The 18,994-nt window shown below is 42.9% G+C and carries 10 protein-coding genes; 8 read left to right on the forward strand and 2 right to left on the reverse strand.

What is annotated here, in order from left to right; genetic code table 11:
* Positions 1-55 precede the first annotated feature (55 nt).
* Positions 56-688, forward strand: a complete 633-nt coding sequence (locus AC5JPY_RS01865) for a DNA-3-methyladenine glycosylase family protein (protein WP_493843079.1) — start codon at positions 56-58, stop codon at positions 686-688.
* A gap of 70 nt (positions 689-758) precedes the next feature.
* Here the strand turns inward: AC5JPY_RS01865 and AC5JPY_RS01870 are convergent, their stop codons facing one another.
* Entirely contained in the window at positions 759-2,711 is a 1,953-nt protein-coding gene (locus tag AC5JPY_RS01870; protein ID WP_493843078.1) for a mechanosensitive ion channel family protein, read from the reverse strand.
* Between the two features lie 378 nt (positions 2,712-3,089).
* Here AC5JPY_RS01870 and AC5JPY_RS01875 point away from each other — a divergent pair, with 378 nt between their 5' ends.
* The 7 genes from AC5JPY_RS01875 (at position 3,090) to AC5JPY_RS01905 (ending at position 15,100) form a co-directional block, all read left to right on the forward strand.
* Positions 3,090-5,009 (forward strand): TonB-dependent receptor plug domain-containing protein, encoded by a 1,920-nt coding sequence (locus AC5JPY_RS01875; protein ID WP_493851909.1) that lies wholly within the window; start codon positions 3,090-3,092, stop codon positions 5,007-5,009.
* A 346-nt stretch (positions 5,010-5,355) separates the two neighbouring features.
* Positions 5,356-6,780, forward strand: a complete 1,425-nt coding sequence (gene ahcY / locus AC5JPY_RS01880; RefSeq protein WP_493843076.1) for an adenosylhomocysteinase — start codon at positions 5,356-5,358, stop codon at positions 6,778-6,780.
* On the forward strand, positions 6,764-7,645 hold the full coding sequence (locus AC5JPY_RS01885; RefSeq protein ID WP_493843075.1) for a methylenetetrahydrofolate reductase: 882 nt from the start codon (positions 6,764-6,766) through the stop codon (positions 7,643-7,645). Before ahcY ends, AC5JPY_RS01885 begins: the two co-directional genes overlap by 17 nt.
* A 302-nt stretch (positions 7,646-7,947) precedes the next feature.
* Positions 7,948-8,817: a 16S rRNA (uracil(1498)-N(3))-methyltransferase gene (locus tag AC5JPY_RS01890; protein WP_493843074.1), complete on the forward strand. Its 870-nt coding sequence runs from the start codon at positions 7,948-7,950 to the stop codon at positions 8,815-8,817.
* A 155-nt stretch (positions 8,818-8,972) separates the two neighbouring features.
* A complete protein-coding gene (locus AC5JPY_RS01895; RefSeq protein ID WP_493843073.1) occupies positions 8,973-10,685 on the forward strand; it encodes a putative bifunctional diguanylate cyclase/phosphodiesterase in 1,713 nt (570 codons plus the stop codon).
* A gap of 461 nt (positions 10,686-11,146) precedes the next feature.
* Positions 11,147-12,940 (forward strand): acyl-CoA dehydrogenase C-terminal domain-containing protein, encoded by a 1,794-nt coding sequence (locus AC5JPY_RS01900; protein WP_493851910.1) that lies wholly within the window; start codon positions 11,147-11,149, stop codon positions 12,938-12,940.
* A gap of 375 nt (positions 12,941-13,315) precedes the next feature.
* Positions 13,316-15,100, forward strand: a complete 1,785-nt coding sequence (locus AC5JPY_RS01905; RefSeq protein WP_493843071.1) for an acyl-CoA dehydrogenase C-terminal domain-containing protein — start codon at positions 13,316-13,318, stop codon at positions 15,098-15,100.
* Between the two features lie 1,555 nt (positions 15,101-16,655).
* Here the strand turns inward: AC5JPY_RS01905 and AC5JPY_RS01910 are convergent.
* On the reverse strand, positions 16,656-18,914 hold the full coding sequence (locus AC5JPY_RS01910; RefSeq protein ID WP_493851911.1) for a YfjI family protein: 2,259 nt from the start codon (positions 18,912-18,914) through the stop codon (positions 16,656-16,658).
* Positions 18,915-18,994: the final 80 nt, after the last annotated feature.

Here is an 18,994-nt window from a genome sequence, read left to right on the forward strand (position 1 = left end):
ACTCTTTGCTATGATATCCATCAAAATATCTACTCATTAGAAAAGCGATCTTATTATGAGCATACAAACTATTGAAAACAGTCAAGAGCTACAGGAGAACATCACTGCGTTGATTGCTATTGAGCCAAAATTTGCCTCCGTCTATGAACAGGTAGGCACACCTAGTCTAAGACACAATGCAGGTGGGTTTGAGCAGTTGATGAGAGCGATGGTCGGTCAGCAATTATCTGTAGCGGCGGCGGCTAGTATATGGCAACGTTTGGTTAATGCAGAGTTAATAACGCCGCAGGCAATACATCAAGCGACGGACGAAGACCTGAAAGCTCAAGGACTATCTAAACAAAAAACCCGCTACGTCCGCTCATTAGTCGATCATGATATCGACTTTGCAGCATTGGAAACCTTACCAAATGAAGAGGTTATAACAACCTTGACAGCTGTGATAGGCATTGGCCGCTGGACTGCTGAGATGTACTTATTATTTTCTTTAAAGCGTGCAGATGTGTTTGCTGTTGATGATCTAGCCATCAAAGTTGGCGCCATGCATTTACTAGGATTAGCAGAACGACCAACACCTAAGCAACTCAAAAACCTTACTCAGCATTGGTCACCCTATCGCAGCGCTGCCAGCCTACTGCTTTGGTCATACTACGGCTCACTACGTAATAAAACCGCTGTGCCGTTGTAACAACTACTGTCATGAAACATGATGCTATTGAACACAACTCTGTTGAACTTCACACCTGTCGGCATAGCGCTTATGGTTGATTCCATATAGAGAGATTGAATTTGTTTTTTGTGTGCTTAAATTTACTTTTTCTAAGCATATGGCTTTTATGTTTTAATGCTTTAAGCGCCCCTTTTCTGGTAACGGTTGCCATAGATGAATTGGGTTTACTGGTATCGTTTTTGATATTGTCGTTAAGGCCAGTACTAGCATGATTGTCACTGCTGTCTGTGCTTACCGTTGTCTCATCACCATTACCGCTGCTATCATTTGACGTATCTTCTTCTATTGTTTCATCTGCCGTACTGTCTATATGATGTTCAAGCTCAGCCTGATTGACGATCAGCTGCTGGGTGGGCAATGCATGTTCGACCTTGTATTTTGCCACTTGGTTCAATACCTCAACGAACAATACATTTTGCTTGTCATAGAAATCAACGACGTTATTGGCGTTAAGATACGCCTGTAGCTGAATCACGTAACAGTCTTGACGCAGCTCTGAAATATTGACTTGGTTCCACTCTTGGTTGGTCATGTCATGTTCTTTTAGGAAATTATCCAAATCTGTGACCATTTTGAATACCACATCGATATCAGCGGTACGTTTGAGATATAGCTTATGGTAAAACTGAAACATATCACGAGAGGTAAAGTTTTCAATTTGCATCGACGAAAAATCACCATTCGGTACGGTGACAATCGTTCGTGATAAGGTGCGTACGCGCGAGGAGCGAATACCAATATCGATAACGGTGCCTTCGTAAGTACCAAACTTACAATAATCACCGATACGTACGGGCGAATCTGCCACCACCACGACACTACCAACGAGGTTTTCAATAGTCTTTTGCGCACCAAGTGCTAAGGCTAAACCACCCACACCCAATGCAGCAATACCAGTCGTCAAGTCAAAACCCAAATTGCCAAAAATCACGATGACCGCAAATATCAATAGCAACGCTTTGACCACTTTTCGCATCAGTCCCAGTATCGAGACACGCTCAGTGTAGTTTTTCTTATAGCTTAGATTGACCGCGCGCGTAAATATAGCATCGATAACCCGCAGCAACAGCCAAGTGGTTGCTACCCATGAAGCAATATCAGTAAAGCGATTGACAGGCTCACGCAGCGTGACTGACACGCCAGCATAGACCATAACCTCTGACAATATCAGCGCCATAATAACGACAGCAAGTGGTAATATTACTTTGTTCGGTAATGGTAATGGCGTACCACGCACACGAGGATAAGTGATTCTTAGTAAATGATACAGTAGCCACACAGCAATATACGTGAGCACAAAACTACTCACAATCATCGTTAGCGCAGCGACCAAGTCAGCCAACTGATAGCCAAAGAGTTTTTTGCCGTCAAGTGAGTCAAAGGTATAACGCGATACCAACGTCGGCTCAGTATTTTCTATGACTTCTGGTACGGAAGCGAGCGTTTCACTTGAGAACTGCCAGTACTGCTCGTTATCTTCGGATACTACTCTTTCTAGTAACAATGACACGTTTTTTTCACCAATACTGATCACACCCACATTTTCTTGGTTAGGTGGTAACTGGTCGGTGAGATTACCACCAGGCAGATTACTAATCTGCAAATCAGGTTGGAACCGCCCTCCTGCATCCAATGCTTGTTTGAACTGACGCACAACGGTCGTTGGATTATCAGACTTAGATAGGTTTAGGTAGTTACTCGCCAGCAAATAATCGTTTTCGCCCAGCGCACTGATAAATCCTTGCACGGTATCACGCGGCGTATCGCGCCCAAATGAATCAGGTAATGGTCCACTTACCATCTCTTCACTACTGTCGCCACCTACCCCAAGCGCGCCTGCCTCAAGAGCAAAAGCCTTATTGGGCACCGCAATACCCACTATCGTGACCAACAAAAGCAAAATAACTGCTAACGGTATTTTAGTAATGGCGTTTAGTGAAAAAAACGCAGTAGTAGACGGCAGATTATGCTTAGTAGACAAGGCAAACCTCTTAACTTTATAGGTGGCACGATGAAGAACATATAATATCTGTACTATGATAACAATTATTTATAACAGCAGTGCTTTTGATTATGCGTTTTTGTTGTCATCTATGTGAATGAGCGATCCTAATTATTCATCTCTCTCCATAATCAAGAGGAAGTTACCTTTGATCAAAGGATCAACATCTCATCATGAATTCCACTCACGCTACCCTGAATAAATATTAAGTTAAAGTGGTTTATAAAGTGCTAACTTTTATAGATAATGAGCGCAGCCTTACTTATATGCTTTTTTTTGTAACTTTTAATGCCCATCACATCACAATAGTTACCTTTTATTTTTGCCATCCTTTATGGGATTACTCTGGAATTGATTATGTTTTTTTCACGTTCGTCATCGAATACCTATCTTCGTCTAAGTATCTTAAGTGCGCTTGGCTTACTTGCAGTAAATACCGCAATGGCAGCCATTTCTGAAAACGCTTCCATCAATGATAGTAACCTACCACAAGTTGAGCTTGATGAAATTGTCGTGACAGCCACTCGCACACCTACTAAGACAAGTAATGTAATTGCGCAGACACGGGTGATCGATAAGGAAGAGCTACAACGTTATCAAGGTCAGACTGTTTTGGACGTACTCAAACGTCAACCAGGCGTCGCTTTTAAACAAAACGGTGGTCTTGGTACTACTTCAAATTTTTACATGCGCGGCTACGACAGCAAACAAATTCTCGTGTTAATTGATGGTATACGTTATAGCTCAGTCAGCGCTGGAGGCGCCGCGTTAAACTTGCTACCTGCTGATCAAATTGATCGAATTGAAGTTCTCTATGGAGCATCAGGTTCTAGCATCTACGGTGCGGATGCGATGGGCGGTGTCATTCAAGTATTCACTAAAGGCGGCAATATAGATCGAAGCAGTATGTCAGTTACCGCAGGTATCGGCTCAAACGATCATTATGTATACGGTGCAAGCGCACAACTTGCCAATACTAATGGTACTACATTAAGCCTTTCAGCCAGTCACAACGAAACAGATGGTATCAATGCGACCCGTCCAGATCCCAGTAATCAAAATGACCCTTATAATAAAGACGATGATGGTTTTGAGAGCGACAGTGTAAGCTTAGCAGTCAATCAGCGTTTTAGCGACACGTTACTGACAGGTGCTAGCATCTTGTACAGTAAATCCACTACTGAATATGACGATGGTACTTTTGAAGACGCTCATGCTGATCAAGAAAACGGCGCAGCACAAGCTTATGTCGACTGGCAATATATGCCTGATGCCTCTGTTAAGCTCCAATATGGTCACTCTATTGATAAAAGCGAGTCTTATGCTAAGTATCCAAATGTATTCGATGGTACTCAAGACCAGATTAGCTTAGTTGGTAAAAACAAGCTGCTAGCTGGTGAAGGTGTTTATGGTCTCGAATACCTCACTCAAGACTTAGACAGCACGGCTTACAGTATTGATGACCGTAATGTCAAAAGTGCCTTTGCTGGCTATGTCATCGCCAATGACCGCTTTGATGCACAAGCCAACCTACGCTACGATGATGACTCACGCTATGGTGATGAAACCACCTATAATTTGGGCGGTGCAATGCATCTTAGTCCTGATTTCCGCGTTGGTGCGAGCTATGCTAAAGGCTTCCGCGCACCTGTTTTTAATGATTTAAGCCCTGTATATAGTGGTAACCCCGATCTAAAGCCTGAAACTAGCGACAACTACGAAGCTTTTGCTGAATACAACACTCTGCTACAGTCTACACGTCTCACTGGCTATTATAATGATGTTGAAAATTTAATCAGTTACGTCGCAAGCCCTACGCCTAGCAATCCTTATGCAGGAGCTAGTCAAAATATCAATGAAGCTAAAATCAAAGGTATCTCATTAACTTCTGACTGGGAAATGAACGACTATCTGTTTGGCGGCAGCTATGATTACCAGAAGGCAAAAGACAATAGTGGTGGAAGTGATGATGGCAACTATCTTCCCTATCGCCCTAAGCATCAGGGATTGGTATATGTCGGATACCGTCTACCAAGTTTAGATATACGCGCTGAATATCAGTATGTGGGAAACTATTACAGCAGAATTACCAATACTGACGCTCAATTTGTGGACAATTATGGACTGTTGAATATCAGTGGTAACTACAAACTTACTGATAACTTGTCTATGACTGCACGTCTAAATAATATTACTAACGAAGATTATATAACAGATATTGGCTATAATACTGACGGTATTAACTACTTTACCTCTCTAACCTACAACTGGTACTAATTTTGGCTGAGTAGTATCAAAAAACATCTAAATATAAAAGGTCATCTACAGGTGGCCTTTTTTTATACCTATGAAAAGTATACGGAGGCTTATGCCATGACTGCCTATCATTTATCTCAGTCAATAGGTGACAATTAACCACTCATCTATTACAATAACGACCTCCGAGAGGTGTTGCGCCATAATAGTGATTTACTGCATTAATATTCTAAAGTTATGCAATCACAGGTTATGTTAGGCTCGGTTAACTGTCGAGAGACCATATTTTTAGTCGCTCACAGCGCAAACAACGGCACCTGCGTTTTTATTCTTTTTATCATTCGTTAACCACTGATAGGAGCATATTATGGACGCAGTGTCTACTACACCATCTGCCCATACGATCGATCCCTCTTTCACTGACTATAAAGTCGCTGACATTAGCCTTGCTGATTACGGCCGCCGTGAAATCACGCTAGCCGAAGCCGAAATGCCTGCCCTAATGGGTTTGCGTCGTCGCTACGAAGCAGACCAGCCGCTTAAAGGCGCGAAAATCGCTGGCTGTATCCACATGACCATCCAAACGGCTGTCCTTATCGAGACACTAGTCGCGCTAGGTGCTGAAGTACGCTGGACATCATGTAACATCTTCTCAACTCAAGACCATGCTGCTGCGGCTATCGCTGCTGCTGGTATCTCTGTCTATGCTTGGAAAGGCGAAACAGAAGAAGAGTATGAATGGTGCCTACGTCAGCAAGTACATGTTGGCGGCGAAGCGTCAGGTCAGCTTTGGGACGCCAACTTAATCTTGGATGATGGTGGTGATTTGACCGCTCTTATCCATGATGATTATGCTGAGCTTCTTGATAACATCCATGGTATCTCAGAAGAGACCACCACTGGTGTACATCGTCTGGTTGAAATGCTTGGCAACGGCACACTCAAAGTACCTGCCATCAACGTCAACGATGCAGTTACCAAGTCTAAAAATGATAACAAATACGGCTGCCGCCATAGCTTAAACGATGCTATTAAACGCGCTACCGACATGTTCCTTGCTGGTCGCCGCGCTTTGGTTATCGGTTACGGCGATGTAGGTAAAGGCTCTACGCAGAGCTTACGCCAAGAAGGCATGATCGTACGTGTCTCAGAAGTTGATCCTATCTGTGCCATGCAGGCATGTATGGACGGCTTTGAAGTATTATCACCATACATCGACGGTGACAACACTGGCGGCGCAGACAACATCAACAAACGCTTGCTTGAAGACACTGACATGATCGTCACAACCACTGGTAACTACCATGTTTGTGATCGTCATATGCTAGCAGCCCTAAAACCTGGTGCTGTTGTATGTAACATCGGTCATTTCGATACCGAAATCGACACTCAGTTTATGCGTGACAACTGGCGCTGGGTTGAGATCAAACCACAAGTGCATCAAATCTTCCGCTCAGATGACGAAAACGATTATTTGATCTTGCTTGCTGAAGGTCGCCTAGTAAACTTAGGTAATGCTACTGGTCACCCATCACGCGTAATGGACGGCTCATTTGCCAACCAAGTATTGGCTCAAATGTACTTGTTCGAAGAAAAGTTCGCTGATCTGCCCACTGATGAGCGTTTTGACAATTTATATGTCAAAGTATTGCCTAAGAAGCTGGACGAAGAAGTAGCCGCTGCTATGGTTGCAGGTTTTAACGGTACCCTAACTAAGCTGACCGAAAAGCAAGCTGAGTATTTGGGTGTGCCCGTTGAAGGCCCGTTCAAGCCTGATGCTTATAAATACTAAAAGGAGCCTGACTGTGAGTAAGCCTGCTTTCTCCTTTGAGTTCTTTCCTGCAAAAACCGAGCTGGGTCACGAAAAGCTTCTCAGAACTTATGATGAGTTGAATACGCTGTCACCAGCGTATTTTTCAGTGACCTACGGTGCTGGTGGTTCGACCCGCAACCGTACCTTAGATATCGTAAAAGCACTAAGCGCACGCGGAGATACCGAAATTGCGCCGCACATGTCTTGTATCGGTGACGACAAGTCTGAGATCGCTGAATTGCTTGAGTTTTACAAAAGCTTAGGGATCAGACGTCTTGTCGCATTGCGTGGCGACTTGCCATCAGGTCAGGTGGGCATGGGTGAGCTACCATTTGCGGTAGATTTGGTAAAGTACATTCGTGAGCATTCAGGGGATCACTTCCATATCGAAGTGGCTTCCTACCCTGAGATGCACCCACAAGCGCGTAGCTTTGAGTTTGATATCGATAATCTGGTAAATAAATACCAAGCTGGTGCCAATGCGTCGATTACGCAGTTCTTTTATAATGCAGACAGCTATTTATATCTGCGTGACACACTAGAGAAACGTGGTATCAATACCAACGCACAGCCATTGGTGGCTGGTATTATGCCAATCACCAACTCTAGCAATCTGATACGCTTTGCTGATAGCTGTGGTGCTGATATTCCACGCTATGTACGTAAACGCTTGGCTGACTTCGGCGACGACAACAAAGCCATCCGTGAGTTTGGGTTTGATGTGGTATATCGCTTATGTGAGCGCTTGATTAGCGAGGGTGTGCCAGCCATGCATTTTTATAGCATGAACAAAGTTGAGCCAAACAAACGCTTGGTTGAAGCACTAGGCCTAACTGCTGAGTAAAATCAACTGCTTAGTTGTTGATATTTAAGTACAAATCTAATTGATTGATCGTTAACTGGCGCTCTTAGGAGTGCCAGTTTTTTATTGGAAAAATTTTGGACTATTACCTTTTATATTTTATAGGATACACTTTATCTTAATTATTTTTTTATTTTTCCTTCACTGTGCGATAGTATTGTCTATATACCGAGTGGCTGCATTAAACAATAATTATCATAAAAGCCATGCCTTTAGGTGTCTCAAGTGATATTCTATGGACCCGATAATAAACGCTCCCAATCAAACAATAGGAATAAGACCTCGTGCGACGTTTTTTTTATACCATTGATAGTGACAACGCCGATGCCCCGCTACTGCCTAAACTGAGTGAACTGTCTCAGGGTAGCGATATTGAATTACCAGACAGTATCATTCATCACTGGTGCCGAGTTCTGCGTGCCAATGTCGGTGATCAGGGCATCTTGTTTGACGGATTTGGTGGTGAGTATCAGGTACAGCTACAGACAATCAGTAAGAAGAAAGCAACTGCTACCTTACTCTCTCACTTTAACGAAGATCGCACGGCACCTATCATCAGCAAGATTGGGTTGGTGATGAGTCGCGGCGAACGTATGGATTACGCCATTCAAAAAGCAACAGAGCTTGGTGTAACTGCCATACAACTGCTCAGCAGCCATCATGGTGAAGTTAATTTAAAGCCTGCACAAGTTGAAAAAAAGCTGGCACATTGGCAACAAGTGGCCATAGCAGCCTGTGAGCAGTGCGGTCTCAACCGCCCGCCACTTATCCTGGCTCCATTGTCTATTCGTGACTGGCTAGCCCCTACTGAATCCTCAAACAACAAGACAGCAGTCAGCCCTATTGTCTCTACACTCAGTAAAGACAAGTACTATCAAGTACTTGAGAGCACAGCAGATTTACGGTTGCAAATGAGTGTACCGGCAGCAGGTCAACCTGCCAAACCAGAGATACTGGAAACTGTACTTAAACAAGAGACACCCTATATTGAACTATTGATTGGTCCTGAAGGTGGGCTTAGCGATGATGAGTGCCAAAAAGCGGAGTCAGTAGGTTTTGCCCCTTGGCAAATCGGTACTCGAGTGTTGCGTACCGAGACCGTACCTGTCGTCGCTTTGACGACCTTACTCGCCTTGTATAGTTATAATAAATAATCAATAATGATAGTCATTATCTTTTAATTCATGATTAAAGTACAACTTTTGTTTTATATTGTGTAGAATTAAAAGTGATCTTAGCTCAATTTTAGTCAGTTGAATCACAGTCTTTATTTGTTTCTATGAGTCATTATCTTTTGTGAGACATTATTATGAGCAATTTTGACCCTATCCCAGTATCGATTAAACAGCAATTAATGACCGAACTGTGTGAGCAGATAGACGATGCCATATTTATATTGGATGGCAATTTGCGTTATCTCACGGTTAATGCTAGTTATGAGCTCCTGATTGGTTACAAAGAATCATTTTTGGTTGGTCGTCCACTTGGTATTTACGCTGCTGAATTTTTGTCAGAAGAAGAGCAGCTTATTTTAAAAGACATCAAAAGCAATCTAAGCGAGACAGGATTTCATGAGCTTGATTTTTCAATGGCTAATCGCTATGGACAGATGATTGACTGTCATGTGACCTATCGAAAAATCTCTGTCGAGGGTGTGGTATATCATGTTGGCATGCTACGCGACATGTCTTCGGTTGTTAAAGATCAAAAACAAGTTGCGCACTTGCTCAACTACGATCAACTTACCGGATTACCTAACCGTAAGGTGTTTTTGAGTCAGACCAGCGATATTTTATTAGATACTTATCAAGAAGTGGTCATCGTACGTCTCAATATCGACCGTTATCGCAATCTGGCAAACTTATTAGGACCTGATGGTATCAACTCCTTAACAACCAGCTTTGTAGAACGCATTAAGCAACTCGAATTGGCACATTTACGGTGTTTATCTCACTTTGGTGGTGATGATTTTGCATTATTGTTCGAATGCAAAGACGGCAATATGGTACGCCATCAGCTAGATACACTGATGCAAATGTGCGAACTCCCTTTCCCTATGAATGACAGCGCCACAACGGACGCAAATATTTATTGCCATGTTTCAGTGGGCGTCAGTTATTTTCCTAAAAACGATGGTCAAGTAACAGGATTACTGACGAAGGCAGAAAAAGCCTTACAATACGTCAAACAGCATGGCGGTGACGATATTCGCTGGTATGACAAGAGCATTGAAGAGGCAACGGCAGGCAGTCTGCAGTTAGAGGCCGAGCTTAGAGTGGCGACTACTGACGGTCAGTTCGTTCCCTACTATCAGCCAAAATTCTCGTTAGATACGGGTGCCATTACGGGTTTTGAAGCCTTGGTACGCTGGCAACATCCTACACGTGGTCTGCTAAAGCCCATACATTTTATTGACGCTATTCTCACGCACAAGCTATCATTTGAGCTGTTTTCACAGATGGCAAATCAAATCGCCAAACAGTTATCTGAGTGGCAGCAGCAAGGTTTTTGCCAACATATCTGTATCAATGCCGACGCGGCTGAATTTAGCCATCCTGACTTTTTTGATATGGTCAGTGGTCTACTGGTACAGCACAACATTGATGCCTGTCAGCTGCATATTGAAGTGACCGAATCCTCCCTAATTCAGCGCCATGATAACGTCAGGCAGCAGCTCAACTCACTTAAAGAGCTGGGAGTGTGTCTTGCTCTAGATGACTTTGGCACGGGCTATGCGTCTTTGAGTTATTTACAAGAGTATCCATTTGATTTTATCAAAGTCGATAAGAGCTTTATATCCAATATCGAAACGGATCGTACCCAGCATGCGATTGTAAAAGCTATTCTAGATCTAGCCGTTGCTTTAGATATGCAAGTAGTGGCGGAAGGTATCGAAACTGAGCAGCAACGCGATGTGCTCCTAGACATGGGCTGCAAACAGGGGCAAGGTTATTGGTTCAGCAAACCCATCCCTGCTGATGTTGCCACTGAGATGCTGCTCAAACAATATACTACCGAATAATCATATAAATGTTCGTGTCTTAAGACCCTTTTAATTAGCAGTGTTTATTAAACACTGCTTTTTTATTTTATGCCCTATTATCATGGTGTTAATCCTGTCAGTAACATTAGACTCCTATACGGTTGTTATTGATGAGCATTGGTACCTAACGTCGATTGCATAACTGATGCAAGGCGGGTTCATGACTTATCAGTGCTGTGACCAAACTTGTATAATCATCTATGAAAGCCTATCTTTTATAGTGAATTTGTTGGAGCGCATTTAATCTCTTATTGCCCCTAACAATCACTACTCTTTTCAACACTATTTTATGTGATCGACAGCCTGATTGACCTGCTTTGCTGTCTGTCACTTATTTAGATTTTCAGATTGGCTAGGTAAGAACAACGTGCTAGAAAATAGCACAACCGTATGCTTGCTATGAATGATCATCGACTACATTACAAAAAGGACAGGATACCATGCAATATAAAGCCCCTATTCGTGATATGAAATTTGTCATGCATGAGCTTCTAGATAGTACAACTCATTATCAAAATATTGATGATTATGCTCATATTGAAGCAGACATTGTAGATAGCTATCTAGAAACAGCTGCAAGCTTTGCTGAAAACGAGCTATCGCCATTGAACCAAAGCGGCGATGCTGAAGGCTGTCATTTCGAAAATGGCGTCGTGACCACACCAAAAGGCTTCAAAGAAGCTTATAAGCAGTATTGTGAGCTTGGCTTTACCTCATTGACAGCTGAAGAAGAGTTTGGTGGGCAAAATATGCCAATGTCACTAAACTCAGCAATCTCTGAGTTTATGGGTACTGCTAACTGGTCTTTTGGCATGTATCCTGGTCTGTCTGAAGGCTGTATGGCGACTCTAGAGCATCATGGTACTGATGAGCAAAAGCAAAAATACTTACCAAAGTTAATCTCAGGCGAATGGACTGGCGTCATGTGCTTGACTGAGCCTCAGTGTGGTTCAGATTTGAACCAAGTACGTACAAAAGCTGAGCCTAACGATGATGGTGCTTATAACATCAAAGGTAGCAAGATCTGGATCTCAGCTGGTGAGCACGACATGTCTGAGAATATCATTCATATCGTTCTAGCTCGTCTGCCAAATGCACCAGAAGGCACTAAAGGCTTGTCTTTGTTTGTGGTCTCAAAATTCCACGTTAATGATGATGAGAGCTTAGGTGAGCGTAACGAAGTATCATGTGGTTCTATCGAGCACAAGATGGGTATCAAAGCCTCTGCGACTTGTGTCATGAACTATGATGGTGCAACTGGTTACTTAATTGGTGAAGAAAACCGTGGTTTGAACGCGATGTTCACGTTTATGAATGTGGCGCGTATCGGTACTGCCATTCAGGGGGTTACCGCAGCTCAGTTCGCTTTCCAAGGTGGCCTTGCGTTTGCCAATGATCGTTTGGCGTTTCGCTCTTTGAAGGGTGCTAAGGCTCCTGAAAAGCCAGCAGATCCTATTATTGTTCATCCTGCAGTTCGCGATATGTTATTGACTACCAAAGCATTTGCTGAAGGTGGCCGTGCACTTATCGGTTATATGTCTCAGTTTGCTGATATCGTTGCCAAAGGTAATGGCGATGAGCAAAAGTATGCCAATCAGATGCTATCTTTCCTAACGCCTATCGGTAAAGCGTTCTTGACTGAAACAGGTCTAGAAGCAGCAGGTCATGGTGTACAGGTCATGGGTGGTAGTGGCTTCTGTACCGAATATGGTCTAGAGCAAAACGTACGTGATACGACGATTGCTTGTATTTATGAAGGGACAACTCAGATCCAGTCACTTGATTTGATTGGCCGTAAAGTTCTAGGCTCACAAGGCAAGCTACTTGCAAACTTTGTAAAAGTCATTCAAACATTCTGTGAAGACAACAAAGAAAATGACGAGATGGGTCAGTTCATCCGCCCTCTTGCCAAGCACATTAAAGAATGGGGTGATTTGACAGCACGTGTTGGTATGCAAGCTACTGAAAACCCAGATGCTGTCGGCGGCGCGGCTGTTGATTATATGTACTTTAGTGGTTATGTGACCCTAGCTTACCTATGGGCGCGTATGGCACTGGTTGCTCAAACCGCTATTGCAAATGGCACTGGCGAAAAAGCGTTCTATGACGCGAAGATCAAAACAGCTCAGTTCTACTTCGCTAAATTATTACCGCGTACTACGACCCATGTACAACGTATCGGTACTGGTGTTGAGCCGTTCATGAGCATGGATGTTGAACAGTTTGCTTTTTAATTAGACATTAAGCACTACTGACACTGTATTTTATCGGCAACATACCACGGTATGTTGCCGATTTATTTTGTGCATATGCTTATAACTATATAAAAGATAGCCATCAAAAAAATGGTAGTCAGCGTAATTATAATTATGACTATAATCTATACTTGTTAATTAGATACTCTTGATACGTACTGATGGTTTTTAAGGCTTATTTAAACACTACAATAGCTGCCACTAACTTTTGGTGCACGCACTATTCACGAAGAAATACACTAGCATACAAGCTTATTTGTTAAACTTTGAGTATGAATCGCTAAGGTTATATCAAGAGAACAGTTGATAATCTTAACACCTCCAATTTTATTCATTTGAACCAAAGGAATGTTTATGGCTGTTTATAATGCCCCTCTTAATGACATGCGTTTTATTTTAAATGATGTATTTAAAGCGCCACAATTTTGGCAAAATAACGAAAACCTAGCTCATGTCGATATGGAAACTGTCGATATGATTTTAGAAGAAATGGGAAAACTGTCAAAGAATATTCTACTGCCTATCAACCGTAGCGGTGATGAAGAAGGCGCAACCTTTGAGGGTGACGGCGTTGTTACGACCCCAACAGGTTTCAAAGATGCCTATAAACAGTATGCTGAGTCAGGTTGGGTTGGGTTAAGTGGTAACGCTGAATACGGCGGTCAAGGCTTCCCAAAAATGGTAACCATGCTTACTGAAGAAATGGTTTTCACGGCAAACCAATCGTTTGCACTGTATCCAAATCTGACCGTTGGTGCGACGCTTTGCTTGAACGCTGCTGGTTCTGAAGAACAAAAACAGACTTATCTAGAAAAAATGTACAACGGTGAGTGGTCAGGTACTATGTGCTTGACTGAGCCACATGCCGGTACAGATTTGGGTATTATCAAGACCAAAGCCGTTCCTAACGATGATGGTAGCTTTGGCATCTCTGGTACCAAAATCTTCATCACTGGTGGTGAGCATGATCTTACTGATAACATTATTCACCTAGTATTAGCAAAGACACCAAATGCGCCAGAAGGCTCAAAAGGTATCTCACTATTTGTCGTACCAAAGTTTTTGGTTAATACCGATGGTAGCTTGGGCGAGCGCAACACGCTAGCTGTAGGTTCTATCGAGCACAAAATGGGTATCAAGGCTTCTGCGACTTGTGTTATGAACTTTGATAATGCTAAAGGCTGGATGGTTGGTGCAGAAAACACTGGTCTGTCTTCTATGTTTATCATGATGAACTACGAGCGCGTCACGATGGGCCTACAAGGCCTTGGTGGTTCTGAGCTTGCTTATCAGAATGCTGCTTTATATGCTAACGATCGCGGTCAAGGCCGTAGTGATACGCAGCTACAAAGCCCAGAAAAACCAGCCGATGCTATTATCCATCATGCAGACGTGCGCCGCATGCTCTTGAATGCCAAAGTAAACAATGAAGCTTCACGTTGTTTTGCTATGTACGTTGCCAAAAATCTTGATGAAGAGAAATTTAGTACTGACCCTGAATCAGCAAAAGCGGCTTCTGCTCGTGTCGCTCTATTAACCCCTGTTGCCAAAGCGTTCTTAACTGATAAGGCGTTAGAAGCAACCGTTGATTGTCAGCAAGTCTTTGGTGGTCATGGCTATATTCGCGAATGGGGTATGGAGCAGATCGTTCGTGATACGCGTATTGCTCAGATTTATGAAGGGACTAACGGTATTCAGGCACTTGACCTATTGGGTCGTAAAGTTGCTCGTAACAATGGTAAGTACGTCACAAACTTCTTAGAAGAAATTCGTGACTTTGTGAATAACATGCAAGCAGATCACGCTATCAAGCAAGCCACTCTAGATGCAGCAGATACTATTGAAGAGCTAACCAAAACGGTTCTTAGCAATATTGGCGAACGCAAAAATGAAATCAACGGCTGTGCTGTTGACTACATGCATGCTTTTGGCTACCTAGCCTACTCTTACATGTTTGCACTGATGGTCGAAGCTGCCAATGGTCAAGAAGGCGAGTTCTATACCAACAAAGCTAAGCTTGCTGACTATTTCGTTGGTCGTGTCCTACCACGTATCAGTGCTCACGCACAGATGGTCAAAGCTGGCAGTGATCCAATGATGAACTTTGATCTTGGCTATTTTGATGTTCCTGCGAGCTAAATAGTCACCTTGAATACTTTATAATTCTTTGATAAAAAGGACAGTCTCGTTACTGTCCTTTTTTTATACCTAAGATATTGTTTTTAAAGGCAATTACATAACCAAATATATATTTGGTAGCCGTTTTGGTAGCCATTAATTTTATTTTTTGGCTATTGGTAGCCATAGGGCGGTGTAATTGTTCACGGCTTCACCAGTAGTGACCGCTGCCTAAGTCATTTTTATGCGTCCGCGTAATTAAAAGTTTAGGGGTTGCTTTTTGGCTTCATGGGGTTGTTTCTCTAATGACTGCACGCACTCAACAATGGCACTTAAATGCGTGCGTATTTCGTGCGTTTCTGTGCGTTTGCTAATTACCACCAATGGCGGTTATTTATTGGTGCATCTGCTCAGTAGGTTTTTACGCATTACAAAAAAGGCGTTCACTTGTCGCAAAACTACCTTTAACCTGCTTTAACCTCTTTTTGAAACGGTTTTTATTTTGCGCGTGTGAATGGTGGCGGTGTCCTTTGTCGATACGCTCAACACTCAAGACAATACCCCCCCCTCGATACCTGTGCAGAAAGTCCTTTTTTATGGACTCAAGAAAGTCCCCCAGTCTTTTATAGTAGTCCGAAAAACCATTCTTTTTATGGACTCCAAGTATTATTTTGACGACTCTCTAAGATGTCCGAAAACTAGCCAGCATTAGCACAAACTGCACCTATACGCGTACTGTGCCCATAACTCTAACGTGTGTAATAACCTGCCTTGTACTTGTTAAGAAATTACCCCTTTTTATGGACTCCAAAAACTCCTTTTTATATCGCGCAAAAACCCTGTAATTGGTGCTTGCTTCGTGCGTGTGCGTACTGTGCCATAAAGTCATTTTTAACCCTGCTTATGATGTCCGTAAATTGCCCCTTTTATGGACTCCGAAAACTAACCAACGGCAAAGCACAGTCCAACATTGAGCGGTGTGTGATTTGGTTTTCAATGTAAGGTTTTATCATATTTTGGGTTCAGGTTTTATCATTGATTAATTCGTGTTTGAATAACAGGTTTTAACAAGTCGGCTTGTTCAATGTGAGGTTTTATGAGGTTTTAATCTTGGGGTGGTACTGTCTGCCAATGTTAACAAATGTTAACAGGCAAGACGGTGCAAATTGATTTTGAATGTACGGTTTTGACAGGTTCGCTACTTCGTGTTTTTATTTTGAATATTGGGTTTTGTTGGGTTTTACGATGTCCAAAAACCTAGGGGAAACCTTAGTTTCTTTACACTATAAAAAGGGCTTGGTAGTGATTGCCTAACGTGTCCGAAAACCTCAACAGGTTGCCAGTGTTCAAACTGATATTACGATAAACATTTATAAACCTCGATATACTTTTTTATACTTTACTAGCTGCCCTCAAACGGTTTAAACCTTAACAATCCTTAACATGCTAAATCATAAAATTATTGCTACTACCTCTAACTTTGCACTGCCAAAACTGACATAACCCCTCAAAAGACACAAAAAAGGGCGCTATTTATTAATAACGCCCACATATTGCACTGCCAAAACTGACGAAACTATAAGAATGATTTTAAGTTTGGATTGATAAAGTAGCGTTCTGTTGGTCTGCCACCCTGCCCCGTGCTTTCCACTTGCTTATAGTTGAGCCAGTCATATTCTATCAGCACATCAAGCGCGGTCTGCACTGCCTCATCATCGGTTAAACCTTTCCAGTTCTTACGTTTAAGACTTCGAGCTGTAAAGCCATAACTTAGCCAGTTGGTTTTGTCGGTTTTGTCACTTGGTTTTTTGACTATTTCTAATATTTTCTTGGATAGTAAAGACGCTTTGAGGTGTGAATTATCAGTAATGCAGCTATACACTCTAAGCATGTGCGTTTCCAGCATATCGCCCCATGCAATCGCCGCTTGTAGTGCGTCAAGGCTAACCCCTCCTAACCGTCTGCCTATCTCTACACAGTCCACCAGATGAAAGATGAGCGCTAACGCTGGTATCAGTCTGCCATACTTGAGCAAGTGCTGGGTTATTACGTCATGTTCTGCCACATCAGCTTTGTTCTGTAAGTTGTCGTCCCAGTCCATAAAAACAGGATAGGCGTTACTGTCAAAACGGAAATAAGGGCGCTTGTAATACTCGTTCGGCTCATGTGCCCCATAACTGACTAGGCTGTCGGTATAAAGGTTGTCCATTGCCTCAAACAAGGCATAAACGGCGTTACGGCTGTCCTTATCGACTGCTATATCGTTTCGCTTAACCCGTGCTATTGGGTCTGGGTAAACCATCATTTGAAAGCGTTGCATAAGTCCGTCATTGCCTAACCCTTTCATGGTCTTTTCTAAATACATCTCTAACTTATCAGGCTGCAAGCCACCCATGACAGACAAACAATGATTTTCAATGAATAGCGAGCCGCGCCCTATTCTGTCCACCATTTCGCTGCCTGTACCATTAAAGCCTGACAGGTAGAACGCCCTTTGTTCTTGTTCGCTGTCCTTATCAAGACTGGCTAAAAATCCTGATAGTTCATCACGAAACTGTAGTACGCCGTTATTGTTTTGGTTTTCAATTTCGCCCAGCTTTTCCATAGTGATATTACCTACCATATGACGGCGCGGAATGGGCACGTTATTATCTTGTGCCTTGCTTTCTGCTATGGCTGCTGCCTTTTTGTGCAAGTCCTCACTGGTGATAGGTTCGTCCGTGTCATCGGTCTGGGTAGCGAGCTGCTTAGCCATTTTCTTTAGTGCGTCATCGTCTGCCTTTGCTTTGCTGTCGTTGATGAGCTTTTGCGTTTCATGTTCTTGTTTAGCGAGTTCATGCGCTGCCCGTGCTTGGCTGGCAAGATTATCAATCGGCTTCATTGCGGCGGCTATTGATGGGCTTTTCTTACTTGAGGGCTGCCCTATAACTGCACCCCACAGGTTTGGCACTATATCCCAGTCATCAAGGCGTTTAGGCATGATAGCCACCTTTGTACCTATGACGCTGCCTAATGCCACAAGTAAAGGCACGGCTACAAATTCAAGCGGTACGTTGAGCCGTTCGGCGCTGTTCATTGCATAGTTGTAAAGCGGTTCTGGTAGCATGTCTTTGGTTATACTGGTCACGGGCGGCAAGGTGTGATTGACTGCTTTAGGCTTTGCCCAGTCCGCTAACTGCAAATCTATTATCTGGGTATCATCATAAGATAAGATTTCAGTATAACTTTTGCCACACTCCAGATGAGTCATTACACCTAATGGGGCAATAATTACTTTGACGTTGCACCCTGCAAACTGCTTTTTAACTTTGTCCTTATGCTCAATGCTAGGAAATATCGTTACTTGGGTATCGTGTGCAAAGTGCTTAACGGTATCAAGGAATAAGTAGGGCGTTGGACTCACTGCTACTATGATTTGCTCATGTGCAAAATGTTTAGCGAGCTTTACCCCATCTTGATAATTATCAACTATGACAAGCTCACAATCATTTTGAGGTGTACCAAGCAATAACGCGCATGATTGACTGGTATCGGTGACGAAAGGCAAGCCGCTATCATTGGGCGTTATACACAAAAGACTTATTGCCTCATAAATCCTGTTATGTAATATTATCCCTACTGTTCCCGTAGTTTGCTGCTTTACCCCTGCATGTTCGCCTGTGGTCGGTGCGATTTCATGTTGAATGTCTAACAAACTATTGGGTTCTAACAGGTTATAAATATCTGTTAGCAGTTTGTCGTCTTTTAATGTTTGCTCCGTTGCTGGGCTGTGGTCGCCCAAAACAGTAGTTAAGCCTGTGCTATCAGCATGGGCTTTTTGCTGTGTAGTGGTCATCTTTTACCCCTTGCTTGTGATTGGTTCGGCTTGCGCGTGGCTCTGTACTTTTTGTAGTAGCTTTTGCGCTTGGCGTGCTT

This window comes from Psychrobacter sp. H27 (assembly GCF_059072655.1).